Origin of the sequence: Streptomyces sp. NBC_00045, from assembly GCF_045041095.1 — a bacterium.
GTDB lineage: Bacteria > Actinomycetota > Actinomycetes > Streptomycetales > Streptomycetaceae > Streptomyces.
This window is the reverse complement of sequence record NZ_CP108271.1, coordinates 6063507-6088893: the sequence shown is the minus strand read 5'-3', so window position 1 is coordinate 6088893 and position 25387 is coordinate 6063507. Positions and strand designations below refer to the sequence as shown.

Sequence of the window (25387 nt, the reverse complement as noted above, 5' to 3'; positions counted from 1 at the left end):
TCCGCTCAGGCCGCCGGCTCGATATTGCGATTGCAGCGGAACGTATTGGCCGGGTCGATCTCGGCCTTCAGCACGGCCAGCCGGCGGTGGTCGGCCGGCTCCCAGAAATCCGTGGCCGGCGCGTCCGGAGCGCCCTGCGCGCACCCTCCGTACACCAGGCTCTGGAACCGGCCGCCGACGGACTCGGCGGCGAGCGCCCCGAGCACCTTCTCTCCGGCCGTGCGCGCCTCGTCCGGCGTCGCGCCCATCAGCGGCATGAGCACCCGTAGGAGGTAGCGGGCCGAGCGGTGTCCCACCGCGTTGGGCACCCCGGCCGGCCGGCCGAGCGCCCCGCCCAGGTGGCGTACGTCGAGCACGCACGGGACGGGCGAGCCGGGCCCGACCAATTCGGTCACTTCGGCGGCCTGTTGCGGACCGAAGGCGCGCAGCAGGACGTTGTCGCCCTGGTAGGCGTGCGGCTGCGGCGGATCGTTGTAGATCGCACCGCACTCGGTGTACGGCATCTCCGCGACGGTGTCGGACAGCCGGGGCCCGAGCGCCCGCAGCGGGGCGACCAGCCGCTCGCCCGTGCGGGAGTCCCCGGTGTACGCGATGCGCACGTGGGCCGCGTACCGGCCGCGCACGAGGGCCGGGAAGAACGGCAGGTCCGGGTAGGCGAGCAGCGACACCGAAGAGGTCAGCTCGTCCGGGAGGTCCTCGGTCCAGCGCAGGTATTCGGCGAGCAGGTCCGGGGTGCGGGCGAGGTCGAAGACCAGCTCACCGCCGTACAGCCGGCTGACCGGGACCAGGTCGATCTCCATCCCGGTGACCACGCCGAAGTTCGCGCCGGCCCCGCGCAGCGCCCAGAACAGCTCGGGATCGCTGTCCGCGGTGACCCGGCGCAGCCGGCCGTCGGCGGTGACGACGTCGATCGACCGCACCCGGTCGGCGGCGTAGCCGAACTCCCTCGCCAACAGCCCGAGTCCGCCGCCCAGGACGTACCCGACCGCGCCCACGCCGGGCGCGGAGCCGTTGAGCGGGGCCAGGCCGTAGCGGGCCGCCGCGTCGACCACGGCGGCGAAGCGCGCGCCGGCGCCGATCCGCGCCGTGCGGGCCGGGGCGTCGATCGTGACCTCCGACAGGCCGGCGGTGTTGATGAGCACGCCCCCGTCGGTGGCGACCGCGAGGCCGTGCCCGGTCGCCTGGACCGCCACCGGCAGGCCTTCGGCGGCGGCGTACCGTACGGCGGCCACCACGTCCTCGGGGTCGGTCGCGCGGACCAGCACGGAGGGCCGGTGCCGGTAAGCGGTCTGGAAGCCCGCGCACCGGGCGGCGAAGGCGTCGTCGCCCGGCAGCAGCACCTCACCTCGCACGCGGTCGCGCAGGGCGGCGATCGGACCGGCCTCGTTCATCTGCGGTGTTCCTTTCTGTTGCGACGCGCTCACAGGAGGACGGGCTCCAGCTCCCCGGAGACGACCTGCATGCGCAGCGTCTTGCGGTCGACCTTGCCGTTGTCGTTCAGCGGGAAGGCGTCCAGCAGGTGGTAGGTCAGCGGGATCATGTACGGGGGCAGCGTCCGGCGCAGCTCCTCGTCCACGTCGTAGACGTCGAGCCCGACGCCCGCCAGGATGCCTGCGAGTACCGTCACGCCCTCCTCGTCTCCCGGGACCGCGACGACGACGGCCTGGTCGATGCGCTCCTGCCGCAGCAGGTGCGCCTCCACCTCGCCCGTCTCGATCCGGTGACCGAGGATCTTGACCTGGGTGTCCAGTCGGCCCACGTAGCCGTACTCGCCGCTGTCCAGGCGGCGTACGAGGTCACCGGTGCGGTACCAGCGGTGGTCGGGGCCGTACGCCGACGGGGTGGTGTGGAAGGCGCCGTCGGTCTGCTCGGGCGCGTTCAGGTATCCCTCGAAGACCTGGTGCCCGGAGAGGCAGAGCTCGCCGGTCTCGCCGCCCGGCACCGGGCTGCCGTCCTCCGCGAGCACGGCGGCGGCCATCCCCGGGTAGGGGGAGCCGATCGAGACGACGCCGTTGACGACGCCGGCCGGCGAGGTCTTCGGGTCCCAACGGTGCACCAGGCAGGCGATGGTCGCCTCGGTCGGCCCGTACAGGTTCTCCACCACGGACGCGGACGCCGCCTCCTGCCAGGCCTGGGCGGTGGCCGCGGGCAGCGCCTCTCCGCAGAACAGGCTCCAGCGCAGCGACGGCAGGCTGTCCGGATCCAGCGCGCCGCGGCGGTGCTGGAGCACCGCCACCGACGGCACCGAGAACCAGACGGTGATGTCGTTGGCGCGGACGAACTCCAGCGGCGTCATCAGGTCGTAGGTGTCCATCGGGACCAGGCAGCCACCGCTCCCCCAAGCCATGAACAGGTCGAAGACCGACAAGTCGAAGGTCTGGTCGAAGGTGTTGGTGAACCGGTCGTACTCCGAGAAGCCGTACCGCTCGGTGTTGGCGGACAGGAACGCGGCCGCGTTGGCGTGCGAGATCGGCACGCCCTTGGGCAGACCCGTGGTGCCGGAGGTGAAGAGCAGGTACGCGCCGTCCCCGGGAGCGACCGCCACCGGCTCGGCCTGCGGGGCGCAGGCCTCGACGTCGGCGCGGGTGAGCACCCGCACCGCCGCGGGGAGGTTCCCGGGCGCCTCTTCGGTCTCCGGCAGCACCACCAACGGGGCGCCCGACGGGGCGTCGGCCAGACCGTCGAGGAGCGGGCCGAGCTGGGCGAGGGAGCCCGCGTCGGCCAGTACGACGTCGACCTCGGCGCGCTCCAGGACGTCGCGGTTGCGGGCGACGGGGTACTTCTTGTTCAGCGGCACCACGGTCGCCCCCGCGTACAGGGCGGCCAGGAATCCCGCGTAGGTGACGATGCTGCGGTGGCCGAGGATGGCCACGCGCTTCGGCCGCGTCGCGTGCTGCGCGAGCGCCGCGGCCCAGCGGCGGGCGATGCCGTCCAGTTCCCGGTAGGTCCAGGTCTGCCCGCGCAGGGACAGCGCGGGGTTCTCCGGGACGCGCCGGGCCGAGGCCTGGAATCCGGAGTGGAGGAGGGGGGCGGCTGACTGCATGGTGTACTCGCGTTCCGCTTCGATGGGTTCGACAGGGTTCGACGGGACCGGCGGGGTCGACGGGACCTTCGGGGTCAACGCCCGGACCGGTTCACGGCTGGAGGCGCCCGACGCGCCAGCCCTCGCCGTCGCGGTCGTACCGCAGCCGCTCGTGCAGCCGGTCCGTGCCGTTGGCCCAGAACTCCACGCTTGCGTACCGGAGTTCGTAGGCGGCGAAGCCCTCCGGGCAGGGCAGCGGCCGCCCCGTCCCGCCCAGCTCCAGGGCCCGCTCGCGCAGCGCCTCGACCTCGTCGAGGCCACCCGCCGGCTCGCTCTGGCGGGAGGCGGTCGTCATGGCGTGGGTGAACACGGGCCGGGCGTGCCACATGGCTTCAGCCTCCGCGTCGGACAGCTTCACGACGGGTCCGTCGACGACGATCTGCTGGCTGGTCTCCCGCCAGTACAGCAGGCCCGACGCCCACGGGTTGGTCGCCAGTTCGCGCCCCTTGCGGCTGCCCTCGTGGGTGATGAACACGAACCCGGTGTCCGTCACCTGGTTGATCACCACGATCCGGGTCGAGGGCCGACCGGTCTCGTCGGCGGTGGCCAGCGCCAGGGCCCGCGGCTCGCGGACCGCGGTGCGGGCGGCGTCGGCGAGCCACGCACGCAGCAGGCCCACCGGTTCGGCGGGCGGCTGCCCGTACTCGGGGAAGGAGACCTTGACGCTCCCCGTCATGCTTTCCGACCTGGTGCTGCTCATGCGTCTCTCCGGAGTGGCGCTACGGGGGATGGACTGCCTGCGGGCCGCGTCACAGGCGCAGCGCCCCTTCGAGCGCGATGACGCCGTCGCCGCCGACCTCGACCCGGGTGGCCTGCTCGCCACTGCCCTCGGCGAGGGCGTGCATCGGGGAGGGCCGGCCCATCTCGACGCCCTGCGTGATGACGATGCGCTGCCCGTACTCGATCAGGCCGTGCCGGGCCAGGTGGATCGCGATGGGCCCGGCCGCGGAGCCGGTGGCCGCGTCCTCGACGACCCCGTACGCGGGCGAGAACATGCGGCTGCGCCACTGCGTGCCGGAGCCGGCGAAGCAGTTGGCCGCCATGTCCTCGAAGGCGCACAGGGCCCGGTGGTCGGGTCGCAGCGCCGACAGCTCCGCCACGCTGTTCAGGCCGATCAGGACGTGGCGGGGACCGTTGCGGTAGATGTCCACCGGCAGGGCGGGGTCCTGGACACCGAGGGCGGCCAGCAGTTCCTCGCGCCGGTCGAAGGGCTCCCACTCCGGTACGGGCTGCTGCATCCAGGCGGCGGTGACCACGCCGTCCGTGCGGACCAGCTCGAAGGGGATGATCCCCTCGGCCGTCTCCAGCTTGAGCTGGTCCAGCGGGCCCCGGTTGCCGATCGCGATGGCCGCGCCGAGCAACGGGTGGCCCGCGAAGGGCAGTTCGTTGACCGGGGTGAAGATCCGGATGTGTGCGTCGCCGCCCTGCTGGGGCGTGAGGACGAAGGTCGTCTCGGAGAGGTTCATCTCCTTGGCGATGGCCTGCATCTCAGGGCCGGTCAGGTCGTCCGCGTCGAAGTAGACGGCGACCGGGTTGCCCTTGAGCACTTCGGTCGCGAAGGCGTCGACAACCACGTAGGGGTGCATCGAGATCTCCTGCTGCTCTTTCATCATGGGTTGAACACGCTCTGGAGGGCACCGGCGAGGATGCGCGGGCCGTTCTGGGTGAGCACGGACTCGGCGTGGAACTGCATGGTCATGAAGTGCGGGCCCCGCAGTCCGTACACCTCCCCCGTCGCCGGGTTCCGGCTGACCTCGACCACGCCGACGCCCTCCACCTCGTGCTTGTCGCCCTCGCTTACGGCGGCGAACGCGTTGTAGAAGCCCACCCGTTCGACGGCGCCGAAGTAGTCGATCTCCTTCTGCAGCCCCTGGTTGGGGGCGGGCAGCCGGGACACCTCAAGGCCGAGCGCGAGGCTGAGCACCTGGTGGCTCAGGCAGACCGCGACGAAGGGCCTGCGTTCGGCGAGCAGGGCGCGTACGGCGGTGTGGAGGTGGGCGATGCGGGGGTGGGCCGTGTCGCCGGGGTCGCCCGGCCCCGGCCCCATCACGACGAGGTCGTGGTCCTCGAAGGCGTACTCCTCGTCGAACCGGCGCACGGTGACCTCCAGGCCCAGGGCGCGCAGCTGGCCGGCGATCATGGCCGTGAAGGTGTCCTCCGCGTCGACGACCAGGACGCGACGGCCGGCGAGCCCGGTGTGCGCCCGCGGCCGGTCCCCGGTCTCGCACAGCCAGAACCCGGCGATGGACTCGTTGCGCCGCTCCAGGGCGGCCCGCACCTCGGGGTGGCCGGCGAACCCCCTGGTCCCACCGGCCTCCAGCGCGCCGACCAGCCCGGACGCCTTGACCCGGGTCTCGGCGGCCTCGCGTGCGGGGTCGGAGTGACGCACCAGTGTGGCGCCGACGCCGATCTCGACCCGGCCGGTCGGGTCGATGTCCGCGGTGCGGATGAGGATCGCCGAGTCCATCGCGCGGTCGCCGTGCTCGTCGCGCCCCACGAGGGCCGCGACGCCGCTGTAGTAGCCGCGGCCCGTGGGCTCGTACGCCTCGATGATCCGGCAGGCGCTCTCCAGCGGCGAGCCGGTCACCGTCGGGGCGAACATGGTCTCGCGCAGGATGTCGCGCACGTCGTGCGCGGTGCGGCCCTCGATGAAGTACTCGGTGTGCGCGAGGCGGGTCATCTCCTTGAGGTAGGGGCCCTTGACCCGGCCGCCCCCTTCGCAGATCCGGGCCATCATCTTGAGTTCCTCGTCGACGACCATGTACAGCTCGTCGGCCTCCTTGCGGTCGGCGAGGAAGTCCATGACCTCGGGCAGGGTGGGGCCGGTCGCCGGATAGCGGTAGGTGCCGCTGATCGGGTTCATCACGGCCGTGCCGGCGTCGAGGCTTACGTGCCGCTCGGGGGAGGCGCCGACGAGCGTGCGCTCCCCCGTGTGGATCAGGAACGTCCAGTACGCGCCGACCTCGCGCTGCACGAGCCGGGAGAAGAACGCCAGAGCGCTGTCCGGCCGGTAGTCGGTGATGGTGGCGAGGAAGGACCGCTTGATGACGAAGTTGGCCCCCTCGCCCGCACCGATCACGTCGTCGACGACCTTGCGGACGATCTCCTGGTAGGTCTCGTCGTCCACGTCGAAGCGGGCGCCGGCCAACTCGGTCGGCACCTGTGGGATGCGGCGCAGCGCGTCCGCGAGGGGGATCCGCTCCTGCCCGGTCACGCTCAGCGCGACCAGGGGCGCGCCGTCGTCGGTCGCCGTGAAGCCCCGCTCGGTGATCTGCCGGTACGGCACGACCGCGAGGACCTCGTGGTGCGCGCCGGTCGGCCCGGCCGGGGCCTGCGGCAGCGGGACGTCCGCGAGCGTCGCGGGCGTCGTGACATCGCCGACGAGGACGTCGAGGACGCCCGGCCCGCCGGCCTCCGGCCGGTACAGCAGGGCGAAAGCCCCGGCACGGCCGGTCAGTACGTGGTCGAGCAGGTCCCCGGTCGCGCCGGTCATGCGAAGACCTCCTTGGCCGGGACCACCATCGCGCAGCGCCCGGCCGCGTAGTCGAGCGCCATGCGGTGGTGGCTCTCGTTGAAGTCGGCGACGGCGTCGGCGACGAGGAAGGGCTGGATGTCGTGCGTGAAGGCCTCGACCGCCGTCATCAGGACGCCGATGTGGGCGTACACGCCGCAGAGGATCAGCTGATCGCGGCCGGCCTCCCGCATCCGCTCCAGGAGGGGCGAGTCGTGGAAGGCGCTGTAGCGCCACTTGGTCAGCTCCCAGTCGCCGGCCCGGGGGGCCAGGGCGTCGGTGACGGCGCGGTCCGCGAGGTCCTTGCGCATGCCGGGACCCCAGAAATCGACCAGCAGACCGCGCTCCTGCTCGGTCATGCTGCCGGGCTGGGCGGTGTACGCGACGGGGACGCCGAGCGCGGCGGCGCGGTCGCGCAGCGCCGCCGCGTTGCTCACCAGCGGGTCGCGGATGCTGTCCGGGAAGGGTGCCAGGAAGAAGCGCTGCATGTCGTGGACCAGCAGCACGGCACGGTCGGGATCAGGGGTCCACTGGGCGGTGTTGGCGGGCAGGTCGCCCGCCGTCGGCAACACATAGGGCTCGATGGGGGGAATTCCGGCCATTTCTGCCTTCCAGCCTTCCAATGCCTGACTCGGAGGGAGCGGGGTGGGACGCGTCTGGTGTCAGACGTTCCAGGTGGACACGACGGCGACGGCCTGCTGCGGATTGAGCCGCGGATCGCAGAACGACGTGTACTTGTCGCTGACGCGGTCGAGGTCCGCCTGGCACGAGACGCACTCGGTGACGTCTTGGGGCGTGGTCTCCAGGTGCAGCCCGCCGCACACGCCCCCGGCGCCGGTGACGGCCTCCTGGAAGCGCCGCACCTCGCGCGAGACCGTCTCGACGTGGCGGGTCTTGTTGCCGTCCGGCGCGGTGACGGTGTTGCCGTGCATGGGGTCGGTGAGCCAGATGACCGGGTGACCGGCCTCGCGTACGGCCTTGACCAGCGCCGGCAGCCGCTCCGAGATCACCTCGGCGCCCATCCGGGAGATGAGTGTCAGCCGTCCGGGCGTGCGCTCGGGGTCGAGGCGCTGGCACAGGGCCACCAGCTCCGCGGGGTCCATCGTGGGTCCCACCTTGCAGCCCACCGGGTTGCTCACCTCGGCGAGCAGCGCCACGTGCGCGCCGTCCAGCTGCCGGGTGCGCTCGCCGATCCAGGGCCAGTGCGTGGAGCCGAGGAACAGCCTGCCGTCCTCGTCCGTGCGCAGCATGGGGATCTCGTAGTCGAGTAGCAGCGCCTCGTGGCTGGTCCACACCGGCGGGCCGAGCGGGTCGCGCAGCGGCGCGTCCGCCTGCCAGCCCAGGTGCTTCATGATCTCGTCCGCCGCCATGTGACAGGTGAGCATGCGCAGCGGGTCGGGGCGCCTGGCTTCGGGGTCCGGTTCGGGCCCGTTGACCATGTGGCCCCGGAAGGTGGGGAGCGAGGTGCCGGCCACCGACTCGGTGGCGCTGGAGCGGGGCTTGGCGAACTGGCCCGCGATGCGGCCGACCCGGATGACGGGCTTGTGCGCGGTCATGCGCAGCGTCCCGGCGAGCAGGTCCAGGAGCGCCGCCTTGCGGGACACGTCCGTTGCGGTGCACTCGCCGGGGTCCTCGGCGCAGTCGCCGGCCTGGACGACCACGGCCTCGCCGGCCACGACCCGGGCGAGCGCGGCGCGCAGCGCCCGGACGTCGTGGGCCCGGACGAGCGCCGGTCCGGTCGCCAGCGTGTCCCCCACCCGCTCGACCTGCCCCCGGTCCGGCCAGTCGGGCTGCTGCAGTGCCTTGCGGATGCGGATGTCGCGCAGGACTTCGTCCACAGGATCCTCCTATGCGGCGGGGCTGCTGCCGGTCACGTGGGTATGCCGGCGCGCTTGATCTCGGGGACGGGAATGCCCAGGGAGCGCAGCTGCTCGAAGGGGTTCATGAACTCCCGCTGCAGCTTGATCCGGCCGTTTTCCAGCTCGAACGAGTGCAGGAAGTGGTTCTCGTAGTGGCCCTCGGGGTAGTCCGCGAAGAGGATCTTGCCTCGGCCGTCGCACTCCACCCAGAAGCGGTTGGGGTCCTGGGTCTCGAAGATCTGGACGTTGTACCACTCCCAGTCCGGGAAGGTCTTCAGCGACCACACCGCGTGCTCGCCGAGCCGGTCCCGGCCGCGGATGGCGATCGGGGCACCGGTGTCGGTGGTCCACAGACCGCCGACGCCGTCCTCCGTGAAGAGCAGGTGGCGCTCCAGGCGGGCCTCGCCGAGGGCCGCCATGTACGTCTCCACCGTCGCGCGGTTGATTCTGCGGAGCTCGGCTTCGTCGGTGGAGACGGTGGAGGCGGTGCCCTGAGCGGATTCAGACATGGATGAACTCCAAATCGTGCGCTGGCTGTTGATGTCCCTGGTGGGGGGGGAGGAGAAGAAGGCGCCTGGGCCGGTCGACCGGGCCGGGGGAGGGTGCGGTCGGGCACGCTGGGCGGGCATCACCGATCTTGCCGGGCGGCCCGGGTCCGTTCAAGGAACAAACACTCAACTCGACGTCAGGCTCCGTGCAGGTTCCTCAAGCGGCTATCGAGTTTCGTCAGAGAAGTGTCAACTCGTAGGTGCTGCAATGGTGTTGACGTGTGCGAGCGGATACGCGAAGCGGCCCCCGGGACGGTGTCCCGGGGGCCGCTTCGAGGTCTCTCCTGGGCCCCTTCAGGGCCCCTTCCGCACTACCTTCCGGCGATGGCGACCGCCGCGGCGTTCGAGGGGAGTCGACTCAGGCGCAGCCGAGCTGGAAGCCGACGCCGCGCACGTTGCGGATCCAGTCGCTGCTGCCGAGCTTGCCCCTCAGGCTGCTGATGTGCGTGTCGATGGTGCGCCGGGACCAGACGTCGCCCCAGACGGCCTGCATGATCGCTTTGCGGGAGACGACGTTGTCGGGCTGGACCGCCAATAGGTACAGGAGGTCGAACTCCTTGCGGGTGACCTCCACCCGGCGACCGTCCAGGCTCACCTGGCGGGCCGCCGCGTCGATGCACAGCGGGCCGCGGACGATCAACGACGGGTCCGCGGTCGACATCTGAACGCGCCGCATGACGGCCTCCATGCGCGCCAACAACTCCTGAAAACCGTACGGCTTGACGAGGTAGTCGTCGGCACCGGCCTGCAGGCCGAGGACCCGGTCGAGTTCCGCGCCCCGCGCGGTCACGGCGATGACCGCCGTGTCCCCCGCGGCGCGGATCTGCCGGCAGACCTCCAGACCGTCCAGATCGGGCAGTTCGAGGTCCAGCAGGACCAGGTCCACACCGTCGTACGCGTCGAGCGCCGGAATTCCGCCGGATACCCGTTCCACGTGATGCCCGTACCGCTGTAGCCCCCTCATCAGGGGCTCGGCATCCTCGTCGTTGTTCTCCACCACGAGGATGCGCCAAACGGTCGGCGCGCCACGCGTCGCCGACTGCCGCGGAATTGATACTTCCATTTCAGTCCAGCCTGCCCTCCCCGTACCGGCAACCGCCGGCAGATGACGAACCATCAGGTCAGAACGGACGACCACACTCTCCCCCTTTTTCGGTCCGCACGGCGGACCGAGCACCCATGGGGGCGCGCGTACACGAAAATCCTTCCAGGCCCTGTCCGAGTGCACGAATACCGTGCACGCCTAGACGATCACATGCCACGTACACACTCTCCCCCGTAAACAAACCGGAATACGGCAGGACTTGATGACCCCACCCCAAAGGGCGGGAAGGCCTGGAATTCCGGGCATTGCCTTCTCCACCGGCCCATCTCGATCGGGCCCGTCCGGGCGATGCACCCCGCACAGCGGGTCGCAACGTCTAGACCGAGTCATCCTACACACCGTTAGCTGATGCCTCGTCAAAATGATGGCCAGATGCTTAAGCCCCCATAAAACCAATGCCAACCGACGACGGATTCGCCGTCCGGCACGGCCGCCGACGCCTGCGGACATGGCGCGAATCGACCCCGAGGCAGCTGCGCCCCCCTGCCCCCACCTGGCCCCGCGTCGCCACGATCGGCGATTTCCAGCCAACCGCGCCAGGGCTGCGGAGCGGTGCGCTCCGACACCCCCGGGACCGGACCCGTGCCCCTCGGCTGCGTAGATCCCCGCCCCCCGAACGCGATCTGAGTAGCCGGTACTCACGCGCCGGGCCGCCCGCCGTGATGGTCTTGGGCACAACAGAGCACACATCAGGCCACGCCACATCCGATCGATGGGCGTCGGAAGGGAACCGCGATGAAGTTTGACGACGTCTACCTGTCGAGCCTCGGCACCTTCGTGCCGGGCCTCGTGACGACGGAGCAGGCCGTGGAGTCCGGCTGGTACGGAGCGGACGTCCGAGAGGCTTCGGGACTGGAGTCGGTCGCGATCTCCGATTCACTGTCCGCTCCTGAAATGGCCGTACTGGCCGCCAAGGAGGCAATTTCACGTTCGGGTATTGCGGCCGAGGAATTCGGCGCACTGTTCCACAGCTCCGCCTATCACCAGGGCCCCGACGGCTGGTCCCCGGCCCATTACGTTCTCACCAACACCCTGAACACGCCGATCACGGCACTGGAAGTCAAGCAGGGCTGCCAGGGAATGCTTTCCTCCCTCGCGATTTCTGCGCACCGGCTCGCCTGCGACCCGCGCAAGTCGGCGGTCCTTCTCACCGCGGCGGACAATTACTCCACTCCGCTGATCAACCGCTGGACCACGTCCCGTCTTTCCATCTTCGGTGACGGCGCCGCCGCCGCGGTCGTCTCGCGCACCGGCGGCATCGCCAAACTGCTGTCCATCGGCACGTACTCCGCCCCCGGGATGGAGGCGCTGCACCGCGGCAGCGAGCCGATCTTCCCGCCGGCCGTGACCGTCGGCAGGGAGCTGGACTACGAGGCCCGCGTCAAGTTCTGGATGGAGGAGTGGGCCAAGGGCAACACTCCCCCCATGGAGCACCCGGGCGAGGTCCTGCAGAAGGCCCTCGACGAGGCCCTGACCGACGCCGGCATCACCGCCGCCGACATCAAGCGGGTCTGCCACCCGAGCGCCACGCTCGACGCGCTGCGCGACCAGTTCCTCGACCCGATCGGCTTCACCCTCGACAGCGGCATCTGGGAGCACACCAGCAAGGTCGGCCACATCAGCGCCGCCGACGTCTTCATCGGCCTGGAGCACCTGTGGAGCACCCGCCAGGTCGGTCCGGGCGACAAGGTGCTGCTCTTCACCGGCAGCCCCGGCTTCGAGGCCGGCGTGGCGATCCTGGAGATCGTCGCCGAACCCGCCGAGTGACCCACCGGGTACGGGGCCGCCGGCCGTCGGCCGGTGGCCCCGTACCCGCGGGCGATCCACGCCCCGTGCCCCACTCCATCAGGCCGGAAAGGACGACACACCACCATGACCGACAGCACCATGCCCGACACCACCCGCCAGCAGAGCGTCGCGGCTGCCGCCCCCCTCACGGGCGAGGACCTGCGCGCGGCGCTGGCCGAACTGATCGGCATCAGCCCGTCCGAGGTAGAGGACCACGCCAACCTCATCCACCTGGGCCTCGGGTCCCTGGAGATGATGCGGCTGGTCACCAAGTGGCGCCGCGCGGGCCTGGCCGTGGCCTTCGGAGAGTTGACCGGCACCCCGACGTTCGCCGCCTGGAACGAGCGGATCACGCAGGAACTGGCCGAGGCCGGCGCCTGACCGGCTCCGGTACGACGGCGGGCGGGCCGGATGTCGTACACCGGCCCGCCCGACTCGCCATCGGCTGCGCAACGGGCCCGCCGTGCCCGGCCCTTGCCTCCAGCCCTCCCGCACCTCTCGTCGCTCTCTGCTCAGGCGATGCGTCTGACCTGGACGGTTCCCATGCCCAGGACGGGAGCCAGCTCCGTCCTCGCGGTGACGCCCAACTTCCCGTACGCCCGGTAGAGATGGTTCTCCACGGTGCGTACGGACAGCACGAGCCGGTCGGCGATCTCCTGGTTGGACAGCTGGGAGACCGCGAGGGTCACGACCTCCCGCTCCCGGGCCGTCAGTTCCGTACGGGCGCCCGGATCCCGGGGATCGACGGGTACGGCCCACACCGGCGGCTCCGCGCCGCACCGGGAGACCAGCTCCGCGCTCATCGCCTGCGCGACCCGGGCCCCGCGGCGGTCGCCGGACGCCTGGTGAGCCCGCACGGCCTGCGCGGCGGCCTCCGCCGCGAGCGGCAGCAGCCCCAGGTCGTCGAACCGCCGGGAGACCCCGTCCAGGGCCTCGCCGTCGCCTTCCGCGAGCGCCAGGACGTGCCGCAGTACGACGTCGTCCGCCATCCGCACGGGGAGCGCCGCGGCCTCCGCGACCGCCGCGGCCCGGGGCGCCGCACCCGCCCGGGCCGCCAGGTGCAGCGCGGAGAGCGCCTGGGCGGGCCGGCCGGCGGCCAGCGCCCGTTCGGCGACCTCGAAGGCCTGGCCGGCCGCGGCCGCGCGGTCGCCGAGTCCCGCCGTCACCAGCGCGCCCTCCAGCTCCACCGCATCCGCCATCAGCGGGTACGCGCACTCGTCCCGCTGGGCTTCCCGGGCCTCCGCCAGCAGCGAGGCGGCCTCCAGCGCGTCGCCCGACTCGGCCACCGCACCGGCGAGTCGGGCCAGGCGCACGGAGCGCGTGCTGAGCCAGTCGGTGGTCCCGCCGTACGCGGCCGCCTGCCGCAGCAGCTCGACCGCCTCGACCGTACGACCCGCGGCGCGCAGGATGCGCGCCTCCAGCAGACGGGCGTACGCACGCGTGCGCGGGCCGCCGTCGCCGGCCTGCTCGCGCAGCTCCGCCAGCACCGCCCCGGCCTCGGTCAGGCCCCTGGCGTGCGCGGTGATGCACCCGGTGACGTAGAGGTACTCACAGCGTGCCGCCTCGTCCCGGCCGGCCAGGGTCGGTCGGGCCGCGGACAGCACCGCCAGGGCGGCCCCGTCATCGCCCGCCTGGTGGTGGAGCAGGGCGAGCAGGGGTTCCGTGCCCGGCGCCGTTTCGGCCAGCTGCCGCGCCTCCCCGATCCGGTCCTTGAGCAGCCGTACGACGGCCCGCGTTGCGCGGTCGGTCGCGGCGACGGCTTCCGCCTCGGCCAGCCGGCCCAGGCCCAGTCCCATGTTGAGGGCCCTCGGGCGCAGTACGGCGGCGGAGTGCGGCGCCCGTGCGAAGCAGGCCTCGGCCTCGACGTGACGTGACTGGCCGGCCAGGGCCTGCCCGAGGGTCACGGCGATGCCGCCGTCGGCCGTGGTGGCACCGGCGGCGATCGCGGCGCGGCAGAGCCGCTCCGCGAGCCGGTGGTCCTCGCCGCGCAGCGCACCGACGGCCGCCCGCCCCACCTGCACGGGATCGGGCAGCGGCCCCGCCCCCAGCCCGAGGCTGACGATCCGGGCGGCGTCGTCGGGCCGGCGGGCCCCGGTGGCCTTGATCGCGTCGGCGATCTCCTGCCGCAGACGACGCACCGTCAGCTCCGGCAGGGTCGCCTCGACCACGGCCGCGCAGAGGGGGTGCGCGAGCCGCAGCGAGAGCCGGAACCGGGAGCGCTCCGCGACGAGGACGCCACGGCGGTTCAGCGACTCCGCCGCCTCTCCCCGTGCGTCGACGACCGGCAGACCGGCCTCCAGCGGCCCGGCGAGCGCCAGCATGTTCACCAGCTCGCGCTCGTCCGGGTCGAGGTCGCCGAGGAGCAGGTCCACCAGGTCGACCAGCCGGCTGTCGGGCGCGGCCGGCAGGCCGGGCCACTGCCACCGGCCGCGCACCTGGCGCAGCGTGCCCTCGGCGAGGGCCTGGTCCGCCAGTTCGCGCAGGATCAGGGCGTTCCCGAGGCTGAGGTCCCAGAAGCGCTCCGCGGTGGCGACGGCCACCGGCCCGCCGAGGCGGGCGGTGAGCATCCGTACGGCGCCCGAACGGTCGAGGGCGTCCACGGCGAGCCGCCGTACGCGTTTGCCGATCAGCAGGCGTCGCAGCCCGTTGGGCAGGGCGGCGCCGGGCTGGGCGGTGGCCAGCAGCAGCGCCTGACCGCTGTCCGCGAGCCGGCACACCAGCCCCAGCGTCACCGGGTCGGCCAGGTGCACGTCGTCGAGCGCCACGGCGACCCGGCGGCGCGCAGCGTGTGGCTGCGCCCCTCCGTACAGGTGGTCGCGCACGGCGTCCCCGCGCACCACGCGGGCCCCGCCGCGCTCGGCCTGCCGCAGCGCGGCGTTCAGGAGGGTGGTCTTGCCCACCCCCTGCTCGCCCACCATGAGTGCGCCGACGCCCGCCGCCGCCCACTCCTTGATCTCCGCGAGTTCCGCCTCCCTCGCGGAGAGGGGCCAGTCACCTTCGACCACTGCTGCCACTTCTCCCCCGCTGCAATGCCGAACGAATTCCCCGAGGGCCGGTCTCAGACGGCCTTCGGAGCGGAAGCGCGCATGTAGACGATCGGAACGGGAACGGAGATGACCCCGTTCTCGTCACGCAGGGTGTCCAGTCGCCGGGAAACCTCGGCGATGACTTCGCGGCGCTCGTTCTCCTCGATGCGCTCCCACATTCCGCGCATTCCGGTGGTGTACGTGAATTCGACCCACTGCTCGCCCGAATTCACGACGACCGGCAGCTCCTCCTCGATCACCTCGACGTCGGTGAACCCGGCCTCCGTGAGGGTGTTCTCGATCGACTCCGCGGTGATCAGCCAGTTCGCACCGGCGTTGGCGAACTGGGAGTCGTACGCGCCGCTCTGCTTCAGCGACTGCAGCATGTACGGCATCAGCAGCTCGTTGACGACCTCCGGGAAGAGCGCCCACTTGCCGCGCGCGGTGGAGAAGAACGACGGCGCGGCCGTCGCGAACCGCCCGCCCTCGCGCAGCAGCTCCAGGTACGGGCGCACGTCATCGGCACCCTTGACCCAGATGAAGAGGCTGCAGCTGCCGATCACCGCATCGAACCGGCCGGCCTCGAACTCGGGCTTCTGGCCGTTCATGACCTGCATGCTGACCTGCTTCAGGCCGAGCTCCTCCGCGTCCTCCTGCGCGTACTTGACCATCTCCTCGGAGATGTCGATACCGACGACCTCGCCGCTCTTGCCGACCACCGCGGCGGCCGGGAACAGCGCGGCACCGCGACCGGCGCCGACGTCCAGCACGGACGCCCCGGCGGAAATCCCCGAGAACTCGACGAGCCGACGCCCGATGGGCCGGAAGAACTCCACGCCGCTCTGGTCATAAGCCCTGGCCGTCTTGTTGAAGAGGTTGTACATCTCTTCGGTGTTCTCAACGGTTCCCATTGCAAGTCTCCCGAAAATTCAAAGGGCCACCACCCTGGCCACCCACCGCATTTGTTGGCCAATATCAACACGATCCGGCCAACGCGTCCAATAGCGAGCCACACTCTCCCCCATCACCAACCGTTATGCCACCCACCCCCGTCCAGAATTTATCGGCCCTTAATCACAACGGCCGGGCAGGTCGGGGAACCCCCGGCCTGCCCGGCCCAAACGAACCGCCCCGCACCCACCCCCCGGCCCCGGCCCGGGCGCCGCCGCCCACCGCCGCCCACCGCCTGCGCACCCGTGCACGACGCGTCAGGCCGGCATCGGTCAAAGCCGCCCTGCCGGTTCGGGTCCGGTCAGCAGCAGGGCGTCCTGGCACTCGATCTCCCGCCGGTACCTGCGGTACGAGAGGTCCAGCCGGTCCCGTAGGCCGCGGGGTCCGGGTTCCCAGGGCAGCACCACGTCCGGGTGGAGCGCGGTCAGCCGCCGCCACGCCGGCCCGAGGCGGAGGAAGACCCGGAGGTCGTCGAACATCCGCCGGCAGCCCACGATGACCCGCCAGACGGCGGTGAAGTGCAGGCCGAGCACACTGGCCAGGACCGCGGCCTCGGTGAAGACGAAGTTCAGCACGCTGTACCAGGTGAACCAGTCGCCCTCCAGCAGCGGTTGACCGGCCACCAGGAGCAGCCGGTTCACGCAGGTGACCGCGTAGGCAACCATGCCGACGGCCCCCACCGCGACCCCGACGGCGATGTGGCCGCGCACCATCCGGACGATCCGGGCGCAGGCGATCGCCGCGGCTCCGGAGCACACCAGGAAGAACAGGTTCCCGATCACGTAGACGCCGACGATCCGCCAGTCCCCGGTGTACTGGTTCTGCAGCGGGTCGGTGCGCAGGGCCGCCGGAGTCGATGCCATCAAGACGGCGAGCAGCCCGCTCACCGCCCACGCGGTCAGGAAGAGCCGTCCTCGCCACCAGGGAACCGAGCCCGCGCGCCCCAGGGGCGTCCACAAGTAGGTCGCCAGCAGGGCCAGGCTCACCGATACGCCGGTGTCCATGATGATCGAGGCGACCCCGGGCTCGGTCGCGAACGGGATCCGCGCGCGGACGGCGGGGATGCCCACGAGTGCGGCGAGGGTGAAGCTGCCCAACGCGGTCAGCAGGAGCGGAGCCTGCGGGGTCGGCCGGGAGCCCACGCGCAGCGCCACCATCTTGGCGAGCAGGGACAGGCACAGGAACGCGGACAGCAGGGACTGGAGCCGGGTGATCACGATGGCTCAGGCCCCGCCGAAGTACCGCTGTACGTCCCAGGCCACGCGTGCCTCGGCCCGGTCGTCGATCGCGAACTCGGCGAACGCGGCGGCCAGCAGTTCCGCCTCGCGCTCGACCGCCGAGTCGTGGACCGAGCGGAACCGGACCACGGCGCCCCCTTCGGGGACGCCGTCGAGCGCGGACAGCGCCGGCTCGTCGTGTCGGTACCGATCCCCCTCGTGCTCGCAGAGGATGTGGGCGAGTTCGTGCAGCACGATGTGGTCGCGGTGGGCCCCGACGGCCAGGTCCTGAACGATCACCACGTCGTCGTCGGTCCGGCAGACCCAGACCCCCATGGGGCCCGGGACCGGCAGGCGCGCCTCGATCACCCGGATGGGCCGGCCGCGCGCCGAGCCGATCTGGTCGCACAGCTCGTGGGCGGAGGAATACGGATCGAGCCGCAGGGAGCGGACGTACCTGCGGCAGTCGCGCATGGTGCTGAGCCGGCCGGTGGTCACGAGGTCCCCTCCATCGTGTCGAGGATCGCGATGAGCCGGTCCCGGAGCTCGGGCGTCATGCGCCCGGCACGCAGGGCGATGTGCTGCACCTGCCGGTCCGCGAGCGCGCCGAGCGCGCCGGCCATGTCGGCCCCGAGGGCCGTGGAGTCGGCGGCCGGTGCGCCCGGGTCGACGCCGGGGCCGGGGGCGGCCGCGGTGGCGCCGGACGTGAGCCAGTCGACGGTGATCTCCGGATGACCCTCGGCGAGATGGTCGTTGACGAACCGGACCAGCGCCATCACCACGGCGATCGAGGGATTGGTGTAGCGCCCGGACCGGAGCATCGCCAGGTAGCTGCGGGAGAGCCGGACCCCGTAGCGGCCCTCGGAACGGCTGATCAGGTCGGCGACCTCGCCGGTGCCGAAGGTTTGCCACCGGCCTCGATGGTCCCGGGATCCGGCTACCGAAAAGAGGTGGTTGATCCGGCCGGTGAGGCTCTCACCGGCGCCGTGCCCGGCCAAGGTGCCGCTCCGTTCGCCGTCTGTTCGCTTCGTGCTCATCGCCCGGACCTCGCCCCCAGGGCCGACCGGGCGTGGTCGGCCACGGCGGACGCTTCCGCCGGGCCCAACGGACCCGAGCGGACGGCTGCTGCGTTGGCGAGGAAGTGCTCCGGCCGGGAGGTCGCCGTCAGCACGGTGGTGACCTGGGGGTGCGCGAGCACCCAGCGCAGCAGGGCCTCGGGCCAGCTCGTGCAGCCCAGTTCGCGCAGGAAGGCGGCGGGCGGCGGCGCTGCCAGCAGAGCGCCTTCGCCGAACGGTCGCATCACGACCACGCCGATGCCGGCCTCGGCGGCGGCCGGGAGGACGTCCTCGGCCAGGGTGGGCTCCGCCGCGTTCAGGTTGACCTGGACGAAGTCCACCAGGTCGGTGGCGAGGACGTGGGCGAGGTCGGCTCGGCTGCCACCCGTACCGAAGGCATGGTCGAACTGGTAGGTGACGCCGGTGAAACGGACCCGCCCGGCCGCCTTCTGCCGGTCCAGCCAGGCCAGGTTGGCATGCCATCCGTTGAGGTTGTGCACTTGGAGGAGGTCGATGGAGGAGCGTGCGTAGCCGGCGAGCTGGCGGGCGAAGACGGCCTCGACCGCCTCCGGTTCGGTGTCCCAGATCTTCGTGGCGACGAAGAACGACGGGTCGTCACGGAGCAGTTCCGCGAGTCGGGGTTCCGCGTCGGAGTAGACCGGGGCGGTGTCCACCAGTCGGGCGCCGACCGTGCGGGCGGCCGCCAGCAGGCCGGCCAGTCGGTCCGGGCCGACCCGGTCGATCGTCCGCCACGTGCCGAGTCCGAGCACCGGGAGGTCGACGCCGGCCTTGCGGGCCACGCGCCGGGGCACGGTCGAGGTCATCGGTGATCCCTTCACTGCAAGAGGCCGGCGCAGGGGGTCGCGCCGGATGTCGAGGCCCGAGGGGATCGTGAGCGGGGGCCGGGGAGGTCCCCTCAGGCGGAGTCCGTGCCCGCGCCGACCGGTTCGGCGTCCGGCGCGGGGCTGGTGATCTGCGTGGCGTCGAGGAGCCCGGGGAACCGGGCGTCGAGGTCGTCGCGGCGCAGGGTGATGATGCGGGTCGTGCCCCGGACCTCGGTGTGCATGACACCGGACTCGCGCAGCACCTTCAGGTGGTGCGAGAGCGTCGACTTGGCGATCGGGTAGACGAGCTGGCCGCAGGAGCGGGAGCCCTCCAGGAACATCACGCGTGCGATGTCCCGGCGGATGGGATCGCTGAGCGCGTGCAGCACCCGGTCCAGGGAGACCTCGGACCGTTCGGGGTGGTAGAGCGGGCTGCGCATGGGCGACCTTCTTCGTGTGGTGGGCACCAGGGCCGAGCCTTCCGGGCGGGTACCTCCAGGCCCGACAGATTCAACGTTCTACGATGATAGAAGAACATGGCCCGCCGGGGGAGGGGCCTTGGGGTCTCGGAGCCCGTCGGCCCGCGCCGCGGAGCCGGGCACTCGGCCCTCGGGCCCGATCACGGGCCCGGAGCCGGACACTCGGCCCCGGGGCCCGATCACGGGTTCACCCGCCGGGCACGAGCACGATCTTCCCTCCGACGCCGCCCCGCAGGGAGTGCGCGAGCGCCTCGCCGGCCTGCTCCAGCGGGTACCGGGCGGCCACGGGCAGCTCGAACGGGGCCGCGCCGATCAGGTCCAGGGTGCTGGCCAGCTCCAGCGGGAAGTGTTCCAGGAACGGGACCCCGCGCCCATGGGCCGCCGTGTCCGGGACGATCGTGACCCGGCGGGAGGAGCCCGGGACGAGTCGGACGGCCGTCTCGGTGGGCTCCGGCCCGCCCGCGCAGTCGACCGAGGCGTGGAACGGCCCCAGCTCCGTGAGTCGTTGCGACAGCCCCTCCCCGTACGCGACCGGGGTCGCCCCCACGGCGCGGACCAGGTCGTGCCGGGCGGGCGAGGCCGTCCCGACGACCTCGCCCGCGCCCAGCAGCAGGGCGAGCTGCACCACGGCCAGGCCCACGCCGCCGGAGGCGCCGTGCACCAGCAGCCGTTCCCCGGGCCGCAGCCCCACCCGTCGCAGGGCCGAGTACGCGGTGCCGGCGGCCACCGGCAGGACGGCGGCCTGTTCGTCGGGGAACCGGTCGGGGCGGAGGGTGAGTTCGTCGGCCTCTTGCGAGGCCGCCACGGCTTCGTACTCCCGGAACGCGCCGGGCCGGCCGTGCCGGATGACGGGGTCGCCGACGCGGAAGCGGCGCACCCCGGCGCCGACCTCCACGACCACGCCCGCAGCCTCGACGCCGAGGCAGCCGCCGGGCAGGTCCATCGGGACGTGCTCGCGGACCTCACCGGAGAGGATCTTCCAGTCGATCGGGTTGACCCCGATCGCGGTGTGCCGGACCACGACCTGACCGGGCCCGGCCACGGGGTCGGGTACCTCGGCCGGGTACAGGACCCCGGGGTCCCCGTACCGGTCGAAGAGGACCGCGGTGCTCACGCGCCCGCCTCCCGCTTCCGGAAGGCGCCGGCCGCCGCGTACACGGCGAGCGAGAGCAGGTAGGCGGCGACGGTGAACCCGGCCACGCCCCAGAACCCCGTGACGTTGCCGAGGAGCACCCCTCCGACGGCGCCGCCGACGGTGGTGCCCACGTACATCGCCGAGTTGGAGAGGGAGGAGACGGTGCCCCGGGCGGTCTCGGTCTGCGACTGCAGGATGCTCATGAAGACCGGGAAGACGCACCCGCCGACCATCATCACCAGGGCGAGCAGCGTCAGCGCGACCCCCAGGTTCGGGGCGAGCGGGACCAGGCAGTACAGGACGCCCATGGTCAGCACGCCGGTCAGCAAGGACCGGTATAGGCCCAGGCGCGCGATGAGCCGGCTGCCGAACAGGGAGCCGATCACGTTGCCCGCGCCGACCGCCATCATCGCGGTGCCGACGGAGGAGACGTTCAGCCCGAAGTCCTTGGTGAACCAGGAACCGAGGAAGGAGATCGCCTCGAAGTTGCCGGTCTGGAAGACGAGGTAGCCCAGCAGGTACCAGCGCAGTCGGCCGGCGCCCAGCACCGTTTTGTACGTGCCGAGGATGGCCTTGGCCCCGCTGCCGGCCCCGGGCCGGCCCGGGACCGACGGGAAGAGGCGGGCGAGCAGCAGCCACAGCGCCACCGAGAGGCCGCCGATGGCCCAGAAGGGCAGGTGCCAGGAGCCTGCGGCGAGCCAGCTGCCGAGCGGGATGCCCGCGAACTGGGCGATGGACAGCCCCGCAGTGGCGAAGCCCATGGTCCGGACGATTTCCTGGGGCTTCACCAGCACCGGGATGGACGCCCAGATCTGGGGGGAGACGAACGCGGCGCTCACGCCGGCGAGGAACCGGAAGAGGATCATCGTCCAGAACCCCTGTGCGAACCCGCACAGCGCCGTCATGACGATGAACCCGGTCAGTCCGGTCAGCAACACCCGGCGCCGGTCCCGCCCGTCCGAGATCGGCCCGGCGATCAGGGCGAAGACGGCGTACCCCAGGGCGTAGGCGCTGACCATCCAGCCCGAGATGTCGGGGGAGACGTCGAAGGCGTCGGTCAGGGTCGGCAGTAGGGGTGCGACGAGGAAGGTGTCCGTCCCGATGACGAACATCGTGGCGAACGCGAGGAAGGCGACGGTCCGTGACGAGCGGGCGGCCGGAGGCTGCGCCGACGTCGCGCCGGCGGTGGAGGAGGAGACTGGCGAGGTGGTGGTCATGTCATCATCACCGCCCAGGAGCGGTTGAGTTTCCCTTCGAGCATGTGCAGTGCCTGTACCGCGATGAATCCCTCGTCGGTGGTCTCCGAGGGGGCGCCGGGGGCGCGGGAGAAACCTCCGTCGGCGCTCTGGCGGACGGTGATCCACCGGACGCAGGCCTCGGTGTCGGTCGGCAGGGCGCCCAGCATGTAGAGCCCGCCGATGGCGTGGTAAGAGCCGACGAAGCTCTCCGCGCCGTCCGTCCGGTAGCGGAAACCGCCGGTCTCGGTCTGCAGGCTGCGCAGCCAGACGACGGTTTCGTCGGAGTGCGGCGGGCGCAGGCCGAGCGCGATCAGGGCGCCGACCGCACGGAAGGTCGCGAAGGTGTCGGACGGGGAGCCGGGACGGTTGCCGTAGCCGCCGTCCGGGTTGCGGCATGCGAGCAGGTAGGCCACCAGGTCGTCCTCCCGCTCGGGGCGGGCGCCCAGGGCGACGAGGGTCAGGGTGGCGAGGTGGGAGTGCCAGGCGTCGCAGGGGAAGCCGGGCGCGTTGCCGAACCCGCCTTCCGGGCGCTGGCAGGACCGCAGGAAGGCCACGCAGGCGTCCCGGTCGAAGTCGGGGTGGTCAGCGCCCCCCAGCACGACGGCCGTCAGCACCGCGCAGTAGGTGGTGAACGTCTCGGAGGGCAGGGCGGGTTGTTCGCCGAAGCCGCCGTCCGGGTTCTGCGTGGCGAAGACACCGGTGAGCACACCGGGAGTGTTGGGCACCGGCTCGCCGAGGGCGAGCAGGTCGGACACCACGTGGAGCACCGAGAAGGTCTGCGCGGTGCGGTCGGAGCGCAGGCCCAGCGGGGACCGGTACGGGGTGAGGCCGTAGCCCAGGCCGGAGGCGGTGGAGCGCAGCCAGCGCAGGTAGTGCTCGATGTCGATGAGCCCCTCGGACAGCCGCCCGGTGGTGACGTGTCCCAGGTCGTTGTCGAACGGGTCCGGCTCCGGACGCTCGACGAGCTCCGGCGCGGGGCGGGGGGTGACCACCCGGTCGCCGAGTGCGGCCAGGGCCAGCAGCTGGGTGCGGGCGTGCTTGCCGTGGAAGGGGACGTACGTGGTGTTGCCGACGGCGAACGAGCCGGTGGTGCGCGGGGGCACCATGACGTGCCGGGCGAGCGGGACCGTCGGGTCGACAGGGGTGGAGAACCAGCTGCCCTGGCCGTGGAAGACACCGCCCGCCACGGGGTCGGTGTTGCGTTCCAGCTCGGCTTCGGCCTCCTCGGCGAGGGCCTTCAGGACCGGTCCGCCCTCCGCGTCCACGTCGTCGAACGCGGCGACGGTCCGCGCAGCCAGGGCGAGGAGGGCGTGGTCGGCGACGAACTTCGCGGGGAACGGCGAGTCGGGGCGGCCGTGCAGGGCGGCGACCGCGTCGACGCGCACCACCGAGTCGGCGGAGCTGCGGTCCCAGTAGCCACCGGTGCCGACGTGCTGGTGGTGGCCGTGGACGTGGGCCAGGGTCCGGCGGGCCCGGTCCGCGGCGCCGGCACGACCGCGCCGGTGGAGCGCCGCCCAGGCCAGGGCCGCCAGGGCGGCCGGTCCGGTGCGGTGGCCTCGGAGCGTGTCCGGCACCCCGCGAGGGGTCAGCAGGTCCCAGACGGCGTCGCCGTGAACGTAGCGGTCCAGCCGGTCGGCCGCTGCGTCGAGGAAGGCCGAACCGGTGGCCGGGGTCAGGGCGTCGGCGGCCAGGACCAGCACGGCGGTCTCCGCCAGCGGGCCGGACTCGTCCAGGACGGCGGTCGCGGATCGGTCCAGCCGGGCCGGCCAGTCGTGGGCGAGGACCGCCCCGACGACGTGGTCCAGCTGACTCTCGGCCTCGGTGAGCAGAGTTTCGTCACCGGTCAGCGTCCCGGCCCGGTGCAGGGCCCAGGCGGCGAGTGCCTGCACGGAGGGGGTGCGGACGTCGCCGATCGGGTGGGGTGCGCCGGTGACGTCGAGCAACTCGCGGAAGCCCGGCAGGTCCGGGTCCGTGAACTCCCGCAGGGCGCCGAGGAGTCGGCGCGTGAGGTCGGTTTCGTCCGGGGCGGGGAGGGTCAGGAGGGCCAGGGCGGCGTCCCGCAGGGTGCGGTCGGGGGTGATCACGTCGGCGGAGTCGCGGCCGAGGACGGCCGGGACGCGGGCCCCTTCGTCCAGGACGTGATCCCGGACGAACGTGCGGAGAGAAGGAGGACTGGTCATCGGGTTCCTTTGGATCCGGAGCGCGTGGGTCGGGCGCCCGCTCCCAAATTTCGTTATTCGAAGAAGTTCGAAGTATGGGGAGCGTAGCAGAAGTCGCGATGCGACGGCATAGGAGGGAAAGGGAGTTGGGGCGAGCAGGGGTGTCAGGAGCGCGACAGGGCCTGGCGGGCCGGGCTCGCGGTGGAGATCACTCCGGCGGTGAAGCCGCCGGCGGGCACGTCGCCGACGACGACGGAGTCAGGGGCGACGATCGCCCCGTCGCCGAGCCGGCAGGGGCCGACGATCGTCGCTCCCGCGCCGATCACGACGCCCGCACCGACCCGGACCGGCCCGTCCTGCCAGGGCAGGGAGCGACGGCTCAGGTCGTGGCCGCTGGAGACGACCAGGACGCCGTCGCCCAGGTCCGCCTCCGACCCGATGTCGATGCCGCCGGACCCCTCAAGGATCGCCCCGGCCCCGATCCGGACGTGCGCACCGACGCGTACGCCCCCGCGCGGTGACGGCCCGTCGGGGCGGCCCATGGCGATCACCCCTGCGCCCAGGCGCACGCCGGGGCCGCCGGAGAGGGCCGCATCGAGGAAACCACCTCCGTCCGAGGTCCAATGGGCGGGCAGGGGCACCCGCCCGGCGTCGCCGCGGGCCCGGACCCGGTCGATGATGGCAGTGAAATCGGGCGCCTCGTCCTGCACCACCTCGCGTCGGCGCAGCACGCGCGCCGGGCGGCCCACGACGATCGCATCGGCGGGGACGTCCTCGACGGCGTGCGCCCCTGCGGCAACGACGGCCCCGGGGCCGATGCGGACCCCGGGTTCCACCACGGCCCGCGCACCGATCCAGGCACCGGCCCCGATCGCGACGGGGGCGGCGCCCGGGCGTCCGATCCGAGCCAGCGAGGCGATCTGACAACCTCCCGCCACGCGGACCCCGTCCAGCCGGCAGCGGAAGCCGACGAAGACCCCGCCCGCGAGCGCGGACCCGCTCAGCGAGGTGCCGAACCGGATCCAAGTGCCGGGCCCGACGGTCGTTCCGGGCGCCACATCGGTATGGCCCTCTATGAGCGCCGACGGCGCCAGGGAATGTTCCATGTAGTCGGAAACTAGTGTTCCGCGGCCAGCTCCGCAACCCGCCTTCGGAGTTTCTGTCCACCCTTTCCCGCATGGTTCCTCAAGTTCGAAACCCTTTCGCATCGACCCCCCTTGGGGGAATGCTGAATTCCGCTTCTGCCTCCCAGGTGCGAACTTGACGAAGCCATTGCCTTGCACGTGATCACTGCCACGCCCCGCTGACCTCGGCATTGGCTAGTATAGTGTTGCGCAGGGATGTTCGATGTTCTACGATCTTTGGACACCGCCTCCAGGCCGCAACTGCGTCCAGGCCAGGAGTGCACGG

The 25387-nt window shown here is 72.1% G+C and carries 22 protein-coding genes; 2 read left to right on the top strand and 20 right to left on the bottom strand.

Going from position 1 to position 25387, the window contains the following annotated elements; translation table 11 throughout:
- Nucleotides 1–5: 5 nt before the first annotated feature.
- From OHA65_RS28430 to OHA65_RS28390, 9 genes are all read right to left on the bottom strand, one after another.
- The gene (locus OHA65_RS28430; RefSeq protein ID WP_327279023.1) at nt 6–1391 is read right to left on the bottom strand and encodes an FAD-binding oxidoreductase; all 1386 of its coding nucleotides are present in this window, start codon (nt 1389–1391) and stop codon (nt 6–8) included.
- Between the two features lie 29 nt (nt 1392–1420).
- A complete protein-coding gene (locus tag OHA65_RS28425) occupies nt 1421–3043 on the bottom strand; it encodes an amino acid adenylation domain-containing protein (RefSeq protein ID WP_405762655.1) in 1623 nt (540 codons plus the stop codon).
- A gap of 91 nt (nt 3044–3134) precedes the next feature.
- Nucleotides 3135–3782, bottom strand: a complete 648-nt coding sequence (phzG, locus tag OHA65_RS28420; protein WP_327279021.1) for a phenazine biosynthesis FMN-dependent oxidase PhzG — start codon at nt 3780–3782, stop codon at nt 3135–3137.
- Nucleotides 3783–3831: 49 nt separating this feature from the next.
- Nucleotides 3832–4695: a PhzF family phenazine biosynthesis isomerase gene (locus tag OHA65_RS28415; RefSeq protein WP_327279020.1), complete on the bottom strand. Its 864-nt coding sequence runs from the start codon at nt 4693–4695 to the stop codon at nt 3832–3834.
- Nucleotides 4692–6575 (bottom strand): anthranilate synthase family protein, encoded by a 1884-nt coding sequence (locus OHA65_RS28410; protein WP_327279019.1) that lies wholly within the window; start codon nt 6573–6575, stop codon nt 4692–4694. Before OHA65_RS28410 ends, OHA65_RS28415 begins: the two co-directional genes overlap by 4 nt.
- On the bottom strand, nt 6572–7195 hold the full coding sequence (locus OHA65_RS28405; RefSeq protein ID WP_327279018.1) for an isochorismatase family protein: 624 nt from the start codon (nt 7193–7195) through the stop codon (nt 6572–6574). The genes OHA65_RS28410 and OHA65_RS28405 overlap by 4 nt, the downstream gene beginning before the upstream one ends.
- 60 nt (nt 7196–7255) lie before the next feature.
- Complete coding sequence (locus tag OHA65_RS28400) at nt 7256–8431, bottom strand: 3-deoxy-7-phosphoheptulonate synthase (RefSeq protein WP_327279017.1); 1176 nt, start codon at nt 8429–8431, stop codon at nt 7256–7258.
- A gap of 32 nt (nt 8432–8463) precedes the next feature.
- Entirely contained in the window at nt 8464–8961 is a 498-nt protein-coding gene (locus OHA65_RS28395) for a PhzA/PhzB family protein (RefSeq protein ID WP_327279016.1), read from the bottom strand.
- A 397-nt stretch (nt 8962–9358) separates the two neighbouring features.
- Nucleotides 9359–10063: a response regulator transcription factor gene (locus tag OHA65_RS28390; protein ID WP_327279015.1), complete on the bottom strand. Its 705-nt coding sequence runs from the start codon at nt 10061–10063 to the stop codon at nt 9359–9361.
- Between the two features lie 777 nt (nt 10064–10840).
- Between OHA65_RS28390 and OHA65_RS28385 the strand changes: the two genes are divergently transcribed.
- Together OHA65_RS28385 and OHA65_RS28380 are read left to right on the top strand one after the other, a co-directional pair.
- On the top strand, nt 10841–11872 hold the full coding sequence (locus OHA65_RS28385; protein ID WP_328764052.1) for a ketoacyl-ACP synthase III family protein: 1032 nt from the start codon (nt 10841–10843) through the stop codon (nt 11870–11872).
- 105 nt (nt 11873–11977) lie between these two features.
- A complete protein-coding gene (locus tag OHA65_RS28380; protein WP_327279013.1) occupies nt 11978–12274 on the top strand; it encodes a phosphopantetheine-binding protein in 297 nt (98 codons plus the stop codon).
- Nucleotides 12275–12405: 131 nt separating this feature from the next.
- On the opposite strand, the gene OHA65_RS28375 is transcribed toward OHA65_RS28380, so the two are convergent.
- From OHA65_RS28375 to OHA65_RS28325, 11 genes are all read right to left on the bottom strand, one after another.
- Complete coding sequence (locus OHA65_RS28375; protein ID WP_405762652.1) at nt 12406–14907, bottom strand: LuxR C-terminal-related transcriptional regulator; 2502 nt, start codon at nt 14905–14907, stop codon at nt 12406–12408.
- A 44-nt stretch (nt 14908–14951) separates the two neighbouring features.
- Nucleotides 14952–15830, bottom strand: coding sequence for a class I SAM-dependent methyltransferase (locus OHA65_RS28370; protein WP_405757133.1), 879 nt, complete (start codon nt 15828–15830; stop codon nt 14952–14954).
- A gap of 312 nt (nt 15831–16142) precedes the next feature.
- The gene (locus OHA65_RS28365; protein ID WP_327279010.1) at nt 16143–17087 is read right to left on the bottom strand and encodes an MAB_1171c family putative transporter; all 945 of its coding nucleotides are present in this window, start codon (nt 17085–17087) and stop codon (nt 16143–16145) included.
- 6 nt (nt 17088–17093) lie between these two features.
- Entirely contained in the window at nt 17094–17585 is a 492-nt protein-coding gene (locus OHA65_RS28360) for a hypothetical protein (RefSeq protein ID WP_327279009.1), read from the bottom strand.
- Nucleotides 17582–18124 carry a hypothetical protein gene (locus OHA65_RS28355; protein WP_327279008.1) on the bottom strand — a complete coding sequence of 181 codons (543 nt, stop codon included), beginning with the start codon at nt 18122–18124 and terminating at the stop codon, nt 17582–17584. The genes OHA65_RS28360 and OHA65_RS28355 overlap by 4 nt, the downstream gene beginning before the upstream one ends.
- Nucleotides 18121–18966, bottom strand: a complete 846-nt coding sequence (locus tag OHA65_RS28350; RefSeq protein WP_328764050.1) for an aldo/keto reductase — start codon at nt 18964–18966, stop codon at nt 18121–18123. The genes OHA65_RS28355 and OHA65_RS28350 overlap by 4 nt, the downstream gene beginning before the upstream one ends.
- A gap of 92 nt (nt 18967–19058) precedes the next feature.
- The gene (locus tag OHA65_RS28345; RefSeq protein ID WP_327279006.1) at nt 19059–19406 is read right to left on the bottom strand and encodes a helix-turn-helix domain-containing protein; all 348 of its coding nucleotides are present in this window, start codon (nt 19404–19406) and stop codon (nt 19059–19061) included.
- 226 nt (nt 19407–19632) lie between these two features.
- Nucleotides 19633–20559, bottom strand: coding sequence for an NADP-dependent oxidoreductase (locus OHA65_RS28340; RefSeq protein ID WP_371645044.1), 927 nt, complete (start codon nt 20557–20559; stop codon nt 19633–19635).
- A complete protein-coding gene (locus OHA65_RS28335; protein WP_327279004.1) occupies nt 20556–21797 on the bottom strand; it encodes an MFS transporter in 1242 nt (413 codons plus the stop codon). Before OHA65_RS28335 ends, OHA65_RS28340 begins: the two co-directional genes overlap by 4 nt.
- Nucleotides 21794–23998 (bottom strand): prenyltransferase/squalene oxidase repeat-containing protein, encoded by a 2205-nt coding sequence (locus OHA65_RS28330; protein ID WP_327279003.1) that lies wholly within the window; start codon nt 23996–23998, stop codon nt 21794–21796. The genes OHA65_RS28335 and OHA65_RS28330 overlap by 4 nt, the downstream gene beginning before the upstream one ends.
- 143 nt (nt 23999–24141) lie before the next feature.
- Nucleotides 24142–25083 carry a DapH/DapD/GlmU-related protein gene (locus OHA65_RS28325; RefSeq protein ID WP_371645040.1) on the bottom strand — a complete coding sequence of 314 codons (942 nt, stop codon included), beginning with the start codon at nt 25081–25083 and terminating at the stop codon, nt 24142–24144.
- Nucleotides 25084–25387 lie beyond the last annotated feature (304 nt).

Bases quoted from the DNA above. Each gene is read 5' to 3' on its own strand.
- OHA65_RS28430 (WP_327279023.1), bottom strand. From the start codon at position 1,391: ATGAACGAGGCCGGTCCGATCGCCGCCCTGCGCGACCGCGTGCGAGGT.
- OHA65_RS28425 (WP_405762655.1), bottom strand. From the start codon at position 3,043: ATGCAGTCAGCCGCCCCCCTCCTCCACTCCGGATTCCAGGCCTCGGCC.
- phzG (WP_327279021.1), bottom strand. From the start codon at position 3,782: ATGAGCAGCACCAGGTCGGAAAGCATGACGGGGAGCGTCAAGGTCTCC.
- OHA65_RS28415 (WP_327279020.1), bottom strand. From the start codon at position 4,695: ATGATGAAAGAGCAGCAGGAGATCTCGATGCACCCCTACGTGGTTGTC.
- OHA65_RS28410 (WP_327279019.1), bottom strand. From the start codon at position 6,575: ATGACCGGCGCGACCGGGGACCTGCTCGACCACGTACTGACCGGCCGT.
- OHA65_RS28405 (WP_327279018.1), bottom strand. From the start codon at position 7,195: ATGGCCGGAATTCCCCCCATCGAGCCCTATGTGTTGCCGACGGCGGGC.
- OHA65_RS28395 (WP_327279016.1), bottom strand. From the start codon at position 8,961: ATGTCTGAATCCGCTCAGGGCACCGCCTCCACCGTCTCCACCGACGAA.
- OHA65_RS28390 (WP_327279015.1), bottom strand. From the start codon at position 10,063: ATGGAAGTATCAATTCCGCGGCAGTCGGCGACGCGTGGCGCGCCGACC.
- OHA65_RS28385 (WP_328764052.1), top strand. From the start codon at position 10,841: ATGAAGTTTGACGACGTCTACCTGTCGAGCCTCGGCACCTTCGTGCCG.
- OHA65_RS28380 (WP_327279013.1), top strand. From the start codon at position 11,978: ATGACCGACAGCACCATGCCCGACACCACCCGCCAGCAGAGCGTCGCG.
- OHA65_RS28370 (WP_405757133.1), bottom strand. From the start codon at position 15,830: ATGGGAACCGTTGAGAACACCGAAGAGATGTACAACCTCTTCAACAAG.
- OHA65_RS28355 (WP_327279008.1), bottom strand. From the start codon at position 18,124: ATGAGCACGAAGCGAACAGACGGCGAACGGAGCGGCACCTTGGCCGGG.
- OHA65_RS28350 (WP_328764050.1), bottom strand. From the start codon at position 18,966: ATGACCTCGACCGTGCCCCGGCGCGTGGCCCGCAAGGCCGGCGTCGAC.
- OHA65_RS28345 (WP_327279006.1), bottom strand. From the start codon at position 19,406: ATGCGCAGCCCGCTCTACCACCCCGAACGGTCCGAGGTCTCCCTGGAC.
- OHA65_RS28335 (WP_327279004.1), bottom strand. From the start codon at position 21,797: ATGACCACCACCTCGCCAGTCTCCTCCTCCACCGCCGGCGCGACGTCG.
- OHA65_RS28330 (WP_327279003.1), bottom strand. From the start codon at position 23,998: ATGACCAGTCCTCCTTCTCTCCGCACGTTCGTCCGGGATCACGTCCTG.
- OHA65_RS28325 (WP_371645040.1), bottom strand. From the start codon at position 25,083: ATGGAACATTCCCTGGCGCCGTCGGCGCTCATAGAGGGCCATACCGAT.